This window comes from Ruegeria sp. CDSA236 (assembly GCF_059611285.1).
Genome location: NZ_JBXWPG010000001.1, coordinates 521,972 through 536,825, shown reverse-complemented (window position 1 = coordinate 536,825; position 14,854 = coordinate 521,972). Strand labels below are relative to the sequence as shown.

At 56.3% G+C, this 14,854-nt stretch carries 17 protein-coding genes; 13 read left to right on the top strand and 4 right to left on the bottom strand.

From position 1 onward, the window contains the following. Window positions 1–20 precede the first annotated feature (20 nt). Entirely contained in the window at window positions 21–374 is a 354-nt protein-coding gene (rpsF, locus tag AC2FLB_RS02735) for a 30S ribosomal protein S6 (protein ID WP_142633142.1), read from the bottom strand. 285 nt (window positions 375–659) lie between these two features. Here rpsF and AC2FLB_RS02730 point away from each other — a divergent pair, with 285 nt between their 5' ends. Both AC2FLB_RS02730 and AC2FLB_RS02725 read left to right on the top strand, forming a co-directional pair. Beyond that, window positions 660–1,178, top strand: coding sequence for a hypothetical protein (locus tag AC2FLB_RS02730; protein WP_496691047.1), 519 nt, complete (start codon window positions 660–662; stop codon window positions 1,176–1,178). Window positions 1,179–1,304: 126 nt separating this feature from the next. Next, window positions 1,305–1,877: a YceI family protein gene (locus tag AC2FLB_RS02725; protein ID WP_281971916.1), complete on the top strand. Its 573-nt coding sequence runs from the start codon at window positions 1,305–1,307 to the stop codon at window positions 1,875–1,877. 58 nt (window positions 1,878–1,935) lie between these two features. Here the strand turns inward: AC2FLB_RS02725 and AC2FLB_RS02720 are convergent, their stop codons facing one another. Continuing rightward, entirely contained in the window at window positions 1,936–3,162 is a 1,227-nt protein-coding gene (locus AC2FLB_RS02720; protein ID WP_496708570.1) for a cytochrome b/b6 domain-containing protein, read from the bottom strand. A gap of 171 nt (window positions 3,163–3,333) precedes the next feature. On the opposite strand from AC2FLB_RS02720, the gene fabD reads away from it, so the two are divergent. The 7 genes from fabD (at window position 3,334) to mltG (ending at window position 9,653) form a co-directional block, all read left to right on the top strand. Then, window positions 3,334–4,272 carry an ACP S-malonyltransferase gene (gene fabD / locus AC2FLB_RS02715; RefSeq protein WP_496691049.1) on the top strand — a complete coding sequence of 313 codons (939 nt, stop codon included), beginning with the start codon at window positions 3,334–3,336 and terminating at the stop codon, window positions 4,270–4,272. Between the two features lie 27 nt (window positions 4,273–4,299). Further along, window positions 4,300–5,037 carry a 3-oxoacyl-[acyl-carrier-protein] reductase gene (fabG, locus tag AC2FLB_RS02710; protein WP_142633152.1) on the top strand — a complete coding sequence of 246 codons (738 nt, stop codon included), beginning with the start codon at window positions 4,300–4,302 and terminating at the stop codon, window positions 5,035–5,037. A gap of 209 nt (window positions 5,038–5,246) precedes the next feature. After that, entirely contained in the window at window positions 5,247–5,480 is a 234-nt protein-coding gene (locus AC2FLB_RS02705; RefSeq protein WP_005982462.1) for an acyl carrier protein, read from the top strand. Between the two features lie 138 nt (window positions 5,481–5,618). Beyond that, entirely contained in the window at window positions 5,619–6,158 is a 540-nt protein-coding gene (locus tag AC2FLB_RS02700) for a GNAT family N-acetyltransferase (protein WP_142633154.1), read from the top strand. 120 nt (window positions 6,159–6,278) lie between these two features. Continuing rightward, window positions 6,279–7,022: a 1-(5-phosphoribosyl)-5-[(5-phosphoribosylamino)methylideneamino]imidazole-4-carboxamide isomerase gene (locus AC2FLB_RS02695; protein ID WP_496691050.1), complete on the top strand. Its 744-nt coding sequence runs from the start codon at window positions 6,279–6,281 to the stop codon at window positions 7,020–7,022. 204 nt (window positions 7,023–7,226) lie between these two features. Further along, window positions 7,227–8,492, top strand: coding sequence for a beta-ketoacyl-ACP synthase II (gene fabF / locus AC2FLB_RS02690; RefSeq protein ID WP_496691051.1), 1,266 nt, complete (start codon window positions 7,227–7,229; stop codon window positions 8,490–8,492). Beyond that, on the top strand, window positions 8,493–9,653 hold the full coding sequence (mltG, locus tag AC2FLB_RS02685; protein WP_496708569.1) for an endolytic transglycosylase MltG: 1,161 nt from the start codon (window positions 8,493–8,495) through the stop codon (window positions 9,651–9,653). Between the two features lie 33 nt (window positions 9,654–9,686). On the opposite strand, the gene AC2FLB_RS02680 is transcribed toward mltG, so the two are convergent. Together AC2FLB_RS02680 and AC2FLB_RS02675 are read right to left on the bottom strand one after the other, a co-directional pair. Continuing rightward, window positions 9,687–10,949: a DEAD/DEAH box helicase gene (locus AC2FLB_RS02680; RefSeq protein WP_142633162.1), complete on the bottom strand. Its 1,263-nt coding sequence runs from the start codon at window positions 10,947–10,949 to the stop codon at window positions 9,687–9,689. A 317-nt stretch (window positions 10,950–11,266) separates the two neighbouring features. Beyond that, window positions 11,267–11,803 (bottom strand): winged helix-turn-helix transcriptional regulator, encoded by a 537-nt coding sequence (locus AC2FLB_RS02675; RefSeq protein WP_496688439.1) that lies wholly within the window; start codon window positions 11,801–11,803, stop codon window positions 11,267–11,269. Window positions 11,804–11,843: 40 nt separating this feature from the next. On the opposite strand from AC2FLB_RS02675, the gene AC2FLB_RS02670 reads away from it, so the two are divergent. The 4 genes from AC2FLB_RS02670 to AC2FLB_RS02655 all read left to right on the top strand — a co-directional run bounded on the left by AC2FLB_RS02670 (window position 11,844) and on the right by AC2FLB_RS02655 (window position 14,767). Next, entirely contained in the window at window positions 11,844–12,221 is a 378-nt protein-coding gene (locus AC2FLB_RS02670; RefSeq protein ID WP_496688437.1) for a VOC family protein, read from the top strand. A gap of 206 nt (window positions 12,222–12,427) precedes the next feature. Then, on the top strand, window positions 12,428–12,772 hold the full coding sequence (locus tag AC2FLB_RS02665; RefSeq protein ID WP_496688435.1) for a hypothetical protein: 345 nt from the start codon (window positions 12,428–12,430) through the stop codon (window positions 12,770–12,772). Beyond that, window positions 12,681–14,051: a DNA-packaging protein gene (locus AC2FLB_RS02660; protein WP_496708568.1), complete on the top strand. Its 1,371-nt coding sequence runs from the start codon at window positions 12,681–12,683 to the stop codon at window positions 14,049–14,051. The genes AC2FLB_RS02665 and AC2FLB_RS02660 overlap by 92 nt, the downstream gene beginning before the upstream one ends. A gap of 104 nt (window positions 14,052–14,155) precedes the next feature. Further along, complete coding sequence (locus AC2FLB_RS02655) at window positions 14,156–14,767, top strand: hypothetical protein (RefSeq protein WP_496708567.1); 612 nt, start codon at window positions 14,156–14,158, stop codon at window positions 14,765–14,767. Window positions 14,768–14,854: the final 87 nt, after the last annotated feature.

Sequence of the window (14,854 nt, the reverse complement as noted above, 5' to 3'; positions counted from 1 at the left end):
GTCCTTTCTTCAGGCGTTAATCAACGGCGCTCGCGGCGGCCTTCGCGCTCGTCGCGCTTCTGCATCTGGACCGAAGGGCCCTCGTTGTGCTCGTCGACCTTGATGGTCAGAACGCGCATAACGTCGTCATGCAGGCGCATCAGGCGTTCCATTTCCTGAACGGCGCCAGCGGGAGCGTCGGTCTTGAGGAAGGAATAGTGACCCTTGCGGTTCTTGTTGATCTTGTAGGCCATCGTTTTGACACCCCAGTACTCGCTGTCGATGACGTTGCCGCCATTGTCAGCTAGAACGGTGCCGAAATGTTCGACGAGGCTTTCTGCCTGCGCGTTGGACAAATCCTGACGCGCGATCATTACATGCTCATATAGTGGCATGTGCACTCCTGTTTCTATCAAGGCGCATTTCATAGGCGGGGCCGTTTCGTCCTTCGCGACCCTGCCACGAGAGGCTGCGCGATTCATGTCGTTTGCGAAGGATGGCCCGATATACACGTTTGTACGCTGGGGGCAAGGCCTGCCACAGATGCCTTTGTGAAGTCGCGCTATTTCCTCTGCGCTGCCCAATTCCTGACGCTTTTCGGCTCAAAGTTGTTTTGTATACCGGAAATTAACCGGACTGACAAAAGTTGGAACGGCAACCTGAGAAACAGGGTACTGAAAATGACCGCGATTAACACAAATACCTTCGAGAAATCCGCCACAGGCGTAAGTTTTGAAAAGTCAGTGCCGGTGCTCATTAGCTTTGCACCAAATTGGAAAGCTCGGATGGTTCTGGCCCGTCTGGCCGGTGCGCTACTGATAGTTTCTGCCTTTTCCATGTGGTTGATGCCCAGCACGGCAATGGCCGCCGAAGTCTGGCCGATCAAATTGGCGGCCTCGCTGATGTTCCTTCTGGTAGGTGTCAGCCTTCTGACCATCGAAGTTCTGGACGCGCGTCCTGATGCGTATTTTGACCCGATCCGCCGCGAGGTCCGGGTATTGCAAAAGAATGAAAATGGCCGCCCGCAGACAGTTTTGCGCCGGAGCTATGACAGCCTGGGTGGTGCCCGTTTCATTGAAGACCAGATCGAGTTGTTCGATGTGGACGGCAGCTTGTTGATGAAATTGCCGCTTGAATCGGCGGATGTCAGCCGAGCGCTCAAAGGTCAACTTAGCGGAAGTGTAACAATTTTCGCCTGAGTTTTATTCTGTTCAATTAAGAACAGATATTGTGAAATAATATTACTTGTGTGCTGCCCTAGGGCAGCACATTTTCGTTGTCGAGCAACCCAAGAGGTTTGCATCTACAAAATTGCGGAGATTATCATGAAATCCACCCTTCTTGCAGCAGCGCTCGCGGTTTCGGCCACAACGGCATTTGCCGGCGCCGAAAAATACGTTCTGGACTCCAGCCACAGCCAAGTTCTTTTCAGCTATAACCACCTTGGCTTCTCGACCACCCATGGCATGTTCTCGGGGTTTGAAGGCGAGATCATGTTCGATCAGGAAAACCCGGCTGCATCCAGTGTTACAGTATCCATGCCAGTGGTCGAGATGATTACCGGTTGGAAGCCACGTGAAGACCACTTTATGTCCGAGGATTTCTTTGGTGTGACCGAAGGAGAAATGGTGACCTTTACCTCTACTGGTATCGAAGTCACGGGCGAAAACACTGCCAACATCACTGGCGATCTGACTATGAACGGCGTGACCAAATCGGTTGTTCTGGATGCCAAGCTGAACCAGGTGGGTGAACATCCTATGGCAGGAAAGCCCTGGGCCGGTTTCGACGCAACCACCACCTTAGTGCGTAGTGAGTTCGACCTTGGTCAGTTTGCGCCATTCGTAAGCGACGAAGTTGAACTTCAGATTTCAGTCGAAGCCCAGAAGGCCGACTAGTACCATTACAACGAGTTGAAACGAGGCCGCCGGAGTAACCCTTCGGCGGCCCATTTTCTTAGTTGCCACGTTTTGCTGTAAGATTAACTGATACTGTAACAACAAAACCCAGCGAATCCTCGGTCGACTGCGAAGTGCCGATGTCGAAATCCAGCCGGTTCAGTTCAAGCTGTCCTGAAATAGCTGCGCTGTCACCCTGAAGGTCGAGGGTAAATGGCAACACTACGTCCACACTCTTGTCGCGAATGGTCAACGCGCCGCGCGCTTCGTACCCGTCCTCAGTTTTGAAGAGATCAGCTTTGAATTGAGCGGTTGGAAATTGCGCACTGTCGAAGAAATCAGCACCCATTGCCTGATCTGTGACTGTCCCGAGCTTGAGCGATGTTATCGCGATTGTGACATCTGCTGATCCTGCTAGGCCCGGCATGGGTGGATCTTCGAAAGCGATTGCAGCGGTCCAATCGGAAAAGCTGCCGGTTACCGGGCTGCCCAGCTGGGTGATGGTAATGCTTAGATTGCCTTCCTGGACGTTCCAGTCGGACTGTACCTGGGTCAGTTCTGCGACCTCTGTGCCAGCTGTAGATTGGTGGTCAAACGCGCCGATTGACCATCCTCCGACCAGAACGGCACCCCAAATGGCCAAAGAGGCCAATGCGGGGGTCATTGAATGGCTTTGCTCTGGCGGTTCCGGTGCATCCGAGGCGCCCGGCATCATTCGGCGCAGCGTGCTGTCTTTATCGATAATGTGGTGTTTTAGCGCCCCGGCGACGTGCAGCGCGACTGAACCGGCCAGTGTCCAGACGAACAGCCAATGCAGGCTTCCGGTCAGCTCTGCCAGATACTCGGATTTTGGTACAAGGGGTAGGCCCTGCCCGAAGGGCCACAAAATCGGAGCGAAACCTTCGGCGGCAGCGTGATGGGTCCACCCGGTTAGTGGGGCCAGAACCAAAGATGCGTAAAGCAGCCAATGCACGGTTTCAGCTGCAAAGGCCTCGGGCTTGTTCTCGGCGTTCAATAGGCCGGGTTTGGTCTGTGTTATCGCCCACAAGATACGCGCGAGCGCGACGAAGAAAACAGTGACCCCGACGGTTTTATGGAGAGAAAAGAGGCTGGCGGCGCGTGCAATGTCATCTTCGGTTGTGGCTATAGCAGGATCATAAATCGCATGAGCCAATCCGTTGGCGACCCACCCCAGAGGGAATGCGGTGAAGATAAGTAACGCGGTCAGCCAGTGAAAAGTCTTGGTTACGCTTCCATAGCTTGAGAAGGTGTTTGACGAAGGCATCTGAGGCTCCGGAAGGTGGATCGTATGCAACAACCTACCGCTACAAGCCTAGGACACAATAGCAAGGGATGCACAGAGCCGGTGCCAAAGTGCAGAGATCAGGCAAAGCTTGTGCCGCGCGGTCTGTCGGTTTACACCCCGCGGCAACCTAACGTCATCCAAGAGGTTGCAATGACACGCGCATTTGTTTTCCCGGGGCAAGGTGCCCAGACTATCGGTATGGGCAAGGCTCTGGCCGAGGCCTATCCGGCTGCACAGGCTGTATTCGACGAGGTGGACGAGGCGCTTGGGGAAAAGCTGAGCGATCTGATCTGGGAAGGTGATATTGCGGACCTGACCCTGACCCAGAACGCGCAGCCAGCACTAATGGCAACCTCGATGGCTGCGATGCGGGCCCTGGAGGCCAATGGGATTTCGATTGCGGATGCTGGTTTTGTCGCTGGGCATTCGCTGGGGGAATACTCCGCGCTCGCTGCGGCAGGGGCATTGTCGGTCGCTGATACGGCGCGCCTTTTGCGCACCCGCGGGCAAGCGATGCAGAGTGCGGTTCCCGTTGGAGAGGGCGCAATGGCCGCTATTCTTGGATTGGATCTTGATGCTGTGCGCGCTGTTGCAGACCAAGCTGCGCAGGGTCAAGTTTGTCAGGCTGCCAATGACAATGATCCCACACAAGTCGTGGTATCAGGCGCAAAGGCTGCCGTGGAACGCGCCGCCGAAATCGCCAAAGAAAAAGGCGCCAAGCGCGCGGTCATGTTGCCCGTCAGCGCACCTTTCCACTGTGCATTGATGCAACCTGCCGCTGATGTCATGGCCGAAGCCCTGGCAAATGTCGAAATCAAAGCTCCTGCCGTGCCATTGATTGCCAATGTGCGGGCCGAGGCTGTCACAGATCCCGATCTGATCCGTGGGTTGCTGATCGAGCAGGTCACAGGTTCGGTTCGCTGGCGCGAAAGCGTATTGTACATGGTTGCGCAAGGCGTGAGTGAAACTTGGGAAATCGGGGCGGGCAAAGCTCTGTCCGGTATGATTCGCAAAATTGACCGTGCGATCGTTGGTAAAGCTGTCGGTACGCCTGATGACGTGCAGAATGTGACACAGGCCGAATCGTAAGACACCGAGCATCAAGAGGAAAACCGAATGTTTGATTTGACAGGTAAGAATGCACTGATCACCGGTGCATCGGGCGGGATCGGTGGCGAAATTGCGCGAAGTTTGCATGCGGCCGGTGCAACTGTGGCTTTGTCTGGAACGCGAGTTGAGCCGCTACAGGCTCTGGCCGACGAATTGGGTGAACGCGCCCATGTTCTGCCCTGCAACCTGAGTGATGCCGAGGCGGTGACAGCCCTTCCGAAGCAGGCTGCTGAGGCAATGGGATCGGTTGATATTCTGGTGAATAATGCAGGGATCACGCGAGACAATCTGTTCATGCGCATGTCCGATGAAGAATGGCAGAGCGTGATCGACGTCAACCTGACATCTACTGCCCGTCTGTGCAAAGGCGTTTTGAGGGGCATGATGAAAGCGCGCTGGGGCCGGATCATTAATATCTCATCGGTGGTGGGTGCGACAGGGAACCCGGGACAGGCCAACTATGCTGCATCCAAAGCAGGCATGGTGGGCATGACCAAATCGTTGGCCTATGAGGTTGCCAGCCGTGGAATCACCGCCAATGCGGTGGCACCCGGTTTCATTACGACTGCGATGACCGACAAACTGACCGAGGATCAGAAATCTGGGATTTTGACGCAGGTTCCTGCCGGTCGTATGGGTGACCCCTCGGAAATTGCTGCGGCTGTGCTGTATCTTGCAAGTGCCGAAGCCGGATATGTTACCGGAACCACCTTGCATGTGAACGGCGGTATGGCCATGTTGTGAGCGCGGATCGAGGTGGGCGCGAAAGCGTTTGCCTCGGGCGTTGTCTGTGTTATAGGCGGCGCACATATGCAGGGGCTGGCCGGATGGTCAACCTTCTACTTACCCGGTAATCGGGGACCTAAACCGCCCAGAACGGGCACATCAAGGCCAGCCTGAGCGGGCAAGGGCAGAACCGGGCACTATGCCCTGAAATGAAATGAGGAATAGACATGAGCGACGTCGCAGATCGCGTTAAAAAGATCGTTGTTGAGCACTTGGGTGTTGAAGAAGATAAAGTGACCGAAAACGCGTCCTTCATCGACGATCTGGGTGCAGACAGCCTGGACACTGTTGAGCTGGTTATGGCCTTCGAAGAAGAGTTCGGCATCGAGATTCCTGATGACGCAGCCGAAACCATCCAAACTTTTGGCGACGCCGTCAAATTCATCTCTGAAGCGTCTTAAGACCTTCTTTATCCGCTAAAACGGCGCTTCCGGGCAACGGAGGCGCCGTTTTTTTTGCCCAGCCGGAATTCGCGCTTGCCAGATAGCTATTGACCCGCAACCATTTACGCGAGGCAGGAAATTCTGAGCGGGCAGGGCATGCTACGATCCACCCCGATGATAAATACGGCACGTCTGATGCTTTGCGCTATGCGTCCCGACGACTTTAGTCGTTACGCTGAGATTTGGCGGAACCCTTGTGTTGTGCGCCATCTTGGCCGGGAACCGCTATCGCGGGGCGAAGCGTGGGAATCCTTTCTGAGGAATGCCGGCCACTGGCAGATGGCCGGTTTTGGCCAATGGGCCGTCTTTCGACAGTCGAATCGTCAGATGATAGGTCAAGCTGGCTTTTTCTATCGTAATCGAGGGTTAGGCGACGACTTCGACAGCTTTCCCGAGGCCGGATGGCTATTGGCACCAGAGGCCCAGGGGCAGGGATTTGGTCTTGAAGCGGCTCAGGCCGCACATGACTGGTTTGACAGAATAATGCCTGGACCACTGGTTTCCCTGATTGATGCTGAAAACCACGCGTCGCAGAATCTGGCGGCAAAGCTGGGTTATGAGCTGATGGCCGAGCGCGACTATATGGGAAGTCAGGTGAACCTGCTGAAAAGAAACGGGCCGCCCAAACTGGCTTAACCTTTCTCTTTGATCGTGCCGCAAATTGCCTTTGGTTTGCCGAAACTGGAAATTCTCACCGATAGGGTTGAGGGTATGGTATCCTCTATTGACGTTGCGATTGAGCGGAGGAGCAAGCTCATGAGGATTTACCCTACGATGGAACTGCAGAACGGCCGCTGTGTCACACTGGACAAGGGTCGTCTGGATGAGGCCATGATTTGGCACGTGAATCCCGCAGAAACGGCACGCAGTTGGGCCGATGCTGGAGCCGAGTGGATGCACTTGACCGATTTTGACGCGATTGAAGGGCGCGATACCAATTCGGAGATGGTTGAAGAGATCATCCGTTCTGCCGAAATCCCTGTGCAGTTGGCAGGTGGTATGAGAACGCGCGAGCAAGTCGAGCACTGGATCGACAAGGGCGCAGGCCGGATTGTTATCGGCACTATGGCTGCGTGGGATCCAAATCTTGTGAAAGAATTGGCCAAACTCTATCCGGACCAAATCGTTCTGGCCGTAGACGTTTGGCAAGGCTTAGTGATGACCGACGGTTGGCGTAGTCAAAGTGCGTTTACACCAGAGGCCTTTATCGAAGCGTTTTCAGAGACGCCGTTTGCGGCAATTCTGGTCACTGATATCGATAGCGACATGGAAGACGTTGAGGCACAGCTGGGCCTGATCTCGGGGCTGGCAGAGACATCTCGCACACCGATCATCGCAAGCGGTGTGGTCCGCACGACAGATGATATCTCGCGGTTGGCTTATATCCCGAATATTTCGGGCGCCTTGGTTGGCCGCGCGCTGTTCAGAAAGACGCTCGAGCTTTCAGATGCGCTGAATGTTGCCAGCACAGCGCACGAACCGGTTGCGGCGTTTCAGTAAGATTTCTTCCAAAACAACAGGTTCCGCCCTTTCATGTCCAATGAAAGGGCGGGCTTTCATCTGGCCAGGAGCCGCATTGCAAGAGTGTATACTGTAGGTGTTCCGCTCAATCTGCTTGTGTGATGATTGCGCCTTGCTCTTGCCCCCGCACCCCGGCCCGGGGTATGAGCGTTTCTCAAACAGGAAGCAGGCAAGAGGCATTTTATGCGCAGAGTCGTTGTAACCGGTCTTGGGTTGGTCACTCCATTGGCCAGCGGGGTCGAGGAAACATGGTCGCGGTTGCTGGATGGAGAATCCGGTGCAGGCCCGATCACGCAATTTGATGCTGAGGCAAGTGGGGTCACCACAACGTATGCCTGCGAAGTTCCGCGAGGCGACGGCACCGACGGGACATTCAATCCTGACGACTGGATGCCGCCGAAAGAGCAGCGCAAGATCGAAGACTTCATTCTGTACTCGATTGCAGCTGCTGAAATGGCCTGCAAGGATTCCGACTGGCTGCCCGAGGATGAAGAGGCGCGTTTGCGCACTGGCGTTCTTATCGGTTCAGGTATCGGTGGGCTGGGTTCCATTGCAGCAACGGCTAACCTGATCCGTGACAAGGGCCCTCGACGGGTGTCGCCTTTCTTTATTCCTGGCGCGCTGATTAACCTGGCCTCGGGTCAGGTGTCGATCCGCCATGGATTCAAAGGCCCGAACCATTCGGTTGTGACTGCATGTTCGACCGGTGCTCACGCTATTGGTGACGCAAGCCGCATTATCCGTGCCGGTGACGCTGACGTAATGGTTGCCGGTGGTGGCGAAGGGTGCATTTGCGAAATCGGTATCGCTGGATTCAACGCTTGCAAGGCGCTGTCGACCAAATACGCGGATAACCCCAAAGCAGCCAGCCGCCCCTATGACGTCGACCGAGACGGTTTTGTCATGGGTGAAGGTTCGGGCATCGTTGTTCTGGAAGAGTACGAGCATGCAAAAGCGCGTGGCGCGAAAATCTATGCCGAAGTTCTGGGCTATGGCATGTCCGGTGATGCCTATCATATCACCGCCCCCAGCGAGGACGGCGACGGCGCAGAGCGTTCGATGAACGCGGCACTGCGCAGCGCGGGGCTGGAGCCGAAAGACCTAGATTATATCAACGCGCATGGCACATCTACCATGGCCGATACCATCGAATTGGGTGCGGTCGAGCGTATGTTGGGCGAGCATTCCGCGAATGTGACGATGAGCTCGACCAAATCGGCCACTGGCCACCTGTTGGGCGCTGCAGGCGCGATCGAAGCCATTTTCTCGATCCTCGCAATCCGCGATCAGGTTGCGCCACCGACGATCAATTTGGACAACCCAGCGGTCGAGACGCAGATTGATCTGGCTCCGAATGCTAAGCGTGAGCGCAAGATTGATGTGGCGTTGTCAAACTCGTTTGGATTTGGCGGCACCAATGCAAGTGTGATCTTCGGAAAGGCCAGCTAAATGTGGCGCGCTTTGGCCTCCAACATGCTGACCATCCTGGTGGTCGGCCTGTTTCTTGCCGGTGGACTGATTTTGTGGGGGCAGGCGCGATACAAGAATGCGGGCCCTCTGGAAGCTGCGATGTGTTTGCAGGTCGAACGTGGCTCGAACATGACGCAGGTCAGCCGACAGCTGGAGGATCAGGGCGCGATCAGCAGCGCTACGATATTCCGTATGGCGGCGGATTATACCGACAAGGCACCTCAGCTGAAGGCAGGCAGCTTTCTGGTCCGCGAGGGTGCTTCGATGGAGCAGATCATTGATGAGATTACGCGGAGCGGGGCCAGTACCTGCGGATCCGAGATTGAGTACCGGATCGGTGTAACCCGCATACAAACCCGTGTACGCGAATTGAACCCCGCAACATTGGATTTCGATGAAATCGCATCGTTCGATGTAGCGGAAGAAGAAATACCCGCGGCTTATACCCAAAAGCGCGAAGACTCGGACACACGGTACCGGGTCTCGATTGCTGAAGGTGTTACATCCTGGCAGGTGGTTGAGGGTCTTAAGCAGATCGACGCGTTGACGGGAGATATCCCTGAAATACCGGCCGAAGGGGCGCTGGCACCGGATAGCTATGACATTGTGCGAGGTGCCGATCGGGCGGCAATCCTGCAGTCGATGCAGGATAAGCAGCAACTGCGCATTAACGCCGCCTGGGAAGGGCGGCAGGATGATTTGCCAATCAAAACCCCCGAAGAGATGCTGATTTTGGCGTCAATCATCGAAAAGGAAACTGGTGTTCCGCATGAGCGTGGACAGGTCGCTAGCGTATTTCTAAACCGGCTTGAGCGAGGCATGAAGCTGCAGACGGACCCGACTGTAATCTATGGTGTCACCAAGGGGCAGGGCACGTTGGGCCGAGGCCTGCGCCGCAGCGAACTGCGCCGTGCAACGCCTTGGAACACTTATGTGATTGATGGGCTCCCGCCAACACCTATCGCAAATCCTGGTCTTGCAAGTCTTGAAGCCGCAGTTTCGCCCGAAGCGACTGATTTTGTCTTCTTTGTTGCAGATGGCACCGGCGGACATGCTTTTGCCGAGACACTGGATGAGCACAATCGAAACGTCGCCAAATGGCGTGAGATTGAGGCCGAGCGCCAAAGCACCGGAAACTAAAAAAGGCGCCGCGAATAGCAGCGCCTTTTAGATTTAGGCGGCGGAGGATCGACGCGGTCGCCGACGTTTTGGGCCTCCGGGATTGCCCGACTTGTTAGCTGCTTGCGGCTTTGGACCACGGCGACGGAACCCTCCGCCTTTCCGCGATTTTGCGGGTTCGGCGAACTCGGGCATTGTGCCGCTGGCGACCGGAACCTCAATTTTCATCAGTTTCTGAATCTGCTTCAGTTGATCCAGTTCATCCGGTGCACAGAAAGCGATCGCCTCGCCTTCGCGGCCGGCACGGGCGGTTCGGCCAATGCGGTGGACGTAGTTATCCGGCACTTCGGGTAGGTCGTAGTTGATGACATAGGCAACGCCCGGGATGTCGATGCCGCGAGCGGCCACGTCTGTTGCCACCAAGACATTTATTTCGCCTGCGCGGAAAGCTTTGATCGCCCGGTCACGCTGTCCCTGACTTTTGTTGCCATGGATCGAGGCGGCGTTGAAGCCGTCGGCCACGAGGCCCTTCATCAGCTTCTCGGCGCCATGTTTTGTACGCGAAAACACCAGCGTCAGAGCTTCTTTGTCCGCAGACAAAATCTCGCGCAGTTTGCTCGGTTTTTCCGCGCGGCTCAGGAAATGAACCGATTGGGTGATCTTGTCGGCGGCTTTACCCGGAGGGGACACTTGAATGCGTTGCGGGTTTGTCAGGTAGGCCTGGCTGAGTTCTTCCATCTGCTTGGGCATAGTGGCAGAGAACAGCATCGTTTGGCGGGGCGTGCCCAACTGCGGTGCAATCCGGCGCAGAGCATGAATAAAGCCCATGTCCAGCATCTGATCGGCTTCGTCCAGTACCAGATGACGTACCGAGCCGAGGTCGACCGCTCTGCGTTCCATCAGGTCGATCAAACGACCAGGGGTGGCAACCAGAATGTCTGTGCCGCGTGCCAGAAACGAAATCTGCCTACTGATGGACTGACCGCCAACAACTGTCGCCACACGCAGCTTCGTATTCGTGGTCAAATTGCGCAGGCTATCTGCGATTTGGTTGACCAGTTCACGGGTCGGGGCAAGGATCAGAGCCTTGGCGGTTTTCGGCGCAGGCTTGCCGGTCTGAGCCAGCAGGTGGTCGATCAGAGGTAGGCCAAAAGCCAGCGTCTTGCCGGTGCCGGTCTGGGCAAGGCCCAGAATATCGTGCCCCTGCAATGCCATGGGGATTGCCTGGTTCTGAATCGGAGTGGGTTGTGAAAAATTGGCGCGTTTCAAAGCGTCGTTCAGGGCCGGGGCAAGACCCAGCATATCAAAGTCGAACAAATATCATTCCTTTTTTGCCCTTGGCGACTGGATCACCACGGGCGACATAAATCAGCAGCGCAATATGCGATGCCAACAGGGTTACGCTAAGACTCTGGATGCACAGGCGTTTCCTGCGGCATCCGGCCGTCGCATTCAGAACCCTGCGTGAAGGGGAACTATGGGGTGAATCGAGCGCTGTGGAGCAGGTCGGACCTGCCAATGCTCACGCGTCAGCGCTTTGTTAAGGCGCTCATGCAGGTTGCGGGGCGGAATGTCAAGCTGTGCGTTATAGATCACATCCGGCGAAAAGGATCGTTGTGGGCTGTCTGCAACCTTTAAGCAGTGAGATTGACCGCTTGGTTGATCGCAAAACCTGTTCTTACAGCTCGATATGTAGGGAAGGGCATCCGCGCGGCAGTTTCAATGTCCCGTCGGATCCAGTCGAGCGCCTCTAGCTGTTGAAGGGACGACGATAGCGCCCGATCCGTGATCGATACCAAATCCGATTTGATGGCGGAAAAGCGGTGCGGAGTGCCGGTGAGTGCTAGGATCGGGACGGTCCAGGATTTACGGACGAGCTTGAACTTGGTGTCATCCGGAACGGCGTTTACGATTGCGCTGGCCATACTGGCGGTTTCGATCCCCGGCAGGGTTAATCGGAATTCAGGGCGCAATGGGTGCCCGTGGCCCGGATTCCTTTCGATCAGGTCAAGGCGTATGAGATGGTCCAGGCTTGCCGCGAAGGCAGTTCTTCCTGCGCTGGTGGCAGCAAGCAAAGCGGCCTGCCTGCCAGGAGTGCCGGAATGCATGAGTGCCAGAATATTCAGCGACCAAGCTCGGGAGGTCAGCTTGACAAGCAAATTAATGTCCATAAAGTATAGTTAATATAATTTAGCTCAAAAGGAAAGATTGATGCCCCTTGTTTCTTTGAAAAACACGATCACGCTTGCGATTTCGGTTCGGGACCGCCATGCAAGCGCCGAATGGTTCAGCGACAAATTGGGGTTTGAAATTGCCCATCACATAGATGAAGCGGGTTGGAGTGAGATGCGCACCAATGTGGACGGTGTCACATTGGGGTTAGGAGAGCAGGCCAAGCCTTCGCCGGGGAATTGCGTTCCAGTGTTTGAGGTCGCCGATATCACCACCGCCCGCAGCGCGTTAGAGGCTGCAGGGGTGGCCTTCGATGGTGCGACGGAAACGATCGAAGGGATGGTCAGCACGGCTACGTTTTATGATCCGGATATGAATGCGCTGATGCTGGCGCAGGATTTGACTGGCAGCGGCTAAAGACTCCGGCAGGGAAGAAAATATTAACCTGCACCGCACGTTCCCTGTTGCGTGGGTGTTGCGCAAATCATTGACTTTTCGGACTTAATTTGGTACGAACTGTGTCATGCTAGAAGAAGTGGGCAACGGCCTCGGGGTAACACCCGGCGGCCGTTTTTCGTTTCTCTCGTGCGGAGAAAACTCACGCATGAGGTCAATACGCAAACATGACTTTAATTACCCCGGAAGAGCGGATTTCCCAGACGGCTGACTTGTTGCAGTCACTTGAGACATCCATTCGCGATCTGCGCAAAGCAGCGGAAGAACTGCGCAGGCAGATCGGTGCCGGGGAGGATGCAGATCTTGCTGGTGCAGGCAAGCAACTGGGTCAGCTTGAGGGGCTGATCCGAAGTTGCCAAAAAGTGGAGACAAGCTTTGTCGAACAACATCACAGACAAGCCGGAATTGCCCAAGGGGGCTATGCGCTCGACCTTGATCGGGCACGATCTGAGATCGGGTGCAGGCTGGCTCGCCTCCGCGCCTGCTGCGGTGCAGGACAGATTTCTGAGTGAGATCGGGGAGGGGGGGCTATGCGCCCTCCCTTTCCTGTTTGAGTTCTGGGCTCTGCCGCATCAATTGCCGCCCGAGGGCGATTGGCGGTCGTGGGTGATCATGGGGGGGCGTGGGGCCGGTAAGACCCGGGCCGGAGCTGAGTGGGTGCGGTCTGTGGTCGAGGGGGCATTGCCGTTGGACAAGGGGGCGGCCTGTCGTGTGGCCTTGGTCGGCGAGACCTTTGATCAGGTGCGCGATGTGATGATTTTTGGCGATAGCGGGATTTTACAATGCTCGCCACCGGATCGTCGGCCTATCTGGAAGGCGTCGGAACGCAAGCTGATCTGGCCCAACGGGGCCGAGGCGCAGGCGTTTTCAGCGCATGACCCCGAGGGATTGCGGGGGCCGCAATTCGATGCAGCCTGGGTGGACGAGTTGGCCAAGTGGAAAAAGGCCGGGGAAACCTGGGATATGTTGCAATTTGCGCTGCGGCTGGGGGATCAGCCTCGGGTCTGCGTGACGACCACCCCGCGCAATGTGAAAGTGCTAAAGAGTTTGCTGGCGTCGCCCTCCACCGTGCAGACCCATGCGCCTACCGAGGCGAACCGGGCCAATCTGGCGGGGTCGTTTTTGGAGGAAGTGCGCGCGCGTTATGCGGGCACACGGTTGGGGCGGCAGGAGTTGGACGGTGTGCTACTGTCGGATGCTGAAGGGGCGCTGTGGACCGGATCGATGCTGGAGGCGGCGCGTTGTGCACAGGAGGCCGAGCTGGACCGCATCGTGGTGGCGCTGGACCCTGCGGTGACGGCGGGGGCGGCTGCGGATGCTTGCGGGATTGTCGTCGTTGGAGCGTGTTTGCAAGGGCCGCCCGAAGAGTGGCGCGCCTTTGTGCTGGCCGACCGGACGGTGCAGGGCGTCGGCCCGGCGGGCTGGGCGCAGGCGGCGATTGATGCGATGGATGAATTTGCGGCCGAACGGCTGGTGGCTGAGGTCAATCAGGGTGGCCAGCTGGTGGAAGAGGTCGTGCGGCAGGTGGACCCTCTGGTCCCGTACCGCGCGGTGCGGGCGTCACGCGGTAAGGTCGCGCGGGCCGAGCCTGTGGCGGCTTTGTACGAACAGGGGCGGGTGGCCCATGTGGCCGGGTTGGACGCGCTGGAGGAGCAGATGTGCCAGATGACCGCGCGCGGGTTTGAGGGGCAGGGCTCACCCGACCGGGTCGACGCGTTGGTCTGGGCGCTGCATGAGTTGGTTGTCGGGCCTGCGGGGGCGTATCGGCGGCCGAGGGTAAGGAGTTTGTGAGCTTAGCGATCAGGAAGGAATGACGACAACAGAGCTTTAACCAAGCTTTGCTATCAACTGTTTGCGGCTGGTTTCTGCAGATTTGACAGTTTAAAGGCTAAGCTATGCAAAAAGTCACAGTAACCAGTACCAACAGATTTGATTTAAAAGATATTCTCGCCCCCGGCGAAAAGTTGCTCTGGTCGGGTGAACCCGGATACGGACGCAAGTTCTTTCAGGCGGTAGGTGAGGAGCGGAAGATTCATGTTTTCCTGTTGGTCGCTTCGGTCGTCATGTGGGCTACTATTCCATTCATCAATGCCGATGCCGAGTTTGGCCGTTTTGAGGCGTATTGGATATACGGAGCAGTAACGTTCGCTTTCGTTGCCTTTTCGTTTAGCATCGCGAGTCAGCGGCACTACGTCCTGTATAACTTGGCCTATTTTGTTACGAACAGGCGGGTAATTGTTTGCCGGCGAGGTAGAAACTGGAGGCTAGGTGTCCGGCTCTATGTCGTTTCGTGTGAACATTCAGCGAAGTTTTCGTATTCAATAGTCGATAGTCGCCCTTATCCATCACTTGAAGTTGGCATTCTTCTTTCCGAACAGCAGGTGCAACCATTCGGGCTTGGGCTGTCCCATCCCGGCCATCCGATACTCTTTGGCAGGACATACTACCCTATACTGTTGGACTATGTTCCGGAGGCTGAGGAACTACTCACAATGATCCGATCTTGACGGCGTGATGTAGCGGATACCACAGGAGTGTCATGAGCATTAGATTTGACCTCGTTTCGGCTGCGTAGCCCCATCTCAATGCAGCTA

What these genes read in the sequence shown, in the direction of transcription:
- AC2FLB_RS02695 (WP_496691050.1), top strand. Translation starts at nt 6,279, where the DNA reads ATGAGGATTTACCCTACGATGGAACTGCAGAACGGCCGCTGTGTCACA.
- AC2FLB_RS02675 (WP_496688439.1), bottom strand. Translation starts at nt 11,803, where the DNA reads ATGGACATTAATTTGCTTGTCAAGCTGACCTCCCGAGCTTGGTCGCTG.
- AC2FLB_RS02725 (WP_281971916.1), top strand. Translation starts at nt 1,305, where the DNA reads ATGAAATCCACCCTTCTTGCAGCAGCGCTCGCGGTTTCGGCCACAACG.
- AC2FLB_RS02670 (WP_496688437.1), top strand. Translation starts at nt 11,844, where the DNA reads ATGCCCCTTGTTTCTTTGAAAAACACGATCACGCTTGCGATTTCGGTT.
- fabD (WP_496691049.1), top strand. Translation starts at nt 3,334, where the DNA reads ATGACACGCGCATTTGTTTTCCCGGGGCAAGGTGCCCAGACTATCGGT.
- rpsF (WP_142633142.1), bottom strand. Translation starts at nt 374, where the DNA reads ATGCCACTATATGAGCATGTAATGATCGCGCGTCAGGATTTGTCCAAC.
- fabF (WP_496691051.1), top strand. Translation starts at nt 7,227, where the DNA reads ATGCGCAGAGTCGTTGTAACCGGTCTTGGGTTGGTCACTCCATTGGCC.
- AC2FLB_RS02665 (WP_496688435.1), top strand. Translation starts at nt 12,428, where the DNA reads ATGACTTTAATTACCCCGGAAGAGCGGATTTCCCAGACGGCTGACTTG.
- fabG (WP_142633152.1), top strand. Translation starts at nt 4,300, where the DNA reads ATGTTTGATTTGACAGGTAAGAATGCACTGATCACCGGTGCATCGGGC.
- AC2FLB_RS02730 (WP_496691047.1), top strand. Translation starts at nt 660, where the DNA reads ATGACCGCGATTAACACAAATACCTTCGAGAAATCCGCCACAGGCGTA.
- AC2FLB_RS02700 (WP_142633154.1), top strand. Translation starts at nt 5,619, where the DNA reads ATGCTACGATCCACCCCGATGATAAATACGGCACGTCTGATGCTTTGC.
- AC2FLB_RS02655 (WP_496708567.1), top strand. Translation starts at nt 14,156, where the DNA reads ATGCAAAAAGTCACAGTAACCAGTACCAACAGATTTGATTTAAAAGAT.
- AC2FLB_RS02660 (WP_496708568.1), top strand. Translation starts at nt 12,681, where the DNA reads ATGCGCTCGACCTTGATCGGGCACGATCTGAGATCGGGTGCAGGCTGG.
- AC2FLB_RS02705 (WP_005982462.1), top strand. Translation starts at nt 5,247, where the DNA reads ATGAGCGACGTCGCAGATCGCGTTAAAAAGATCGTTGTTGAGCACTTG.
- AC2FLB_RS02720 (WP_496708570.1), bottom strand. Translation starts at nt 3,162, where the DNA reads ATGCCTTCGTCAAACACCTTCTCAAGCTATGGAAGCGTAACCAAGACT.
- mltG (WP_496708569.1), top strand. Translation starts at nt 8,493, where the DNA reads ATGTGGCGCGCTTTGGCCTCCAACATGCTGACCATCCTGGTGGTCGGC.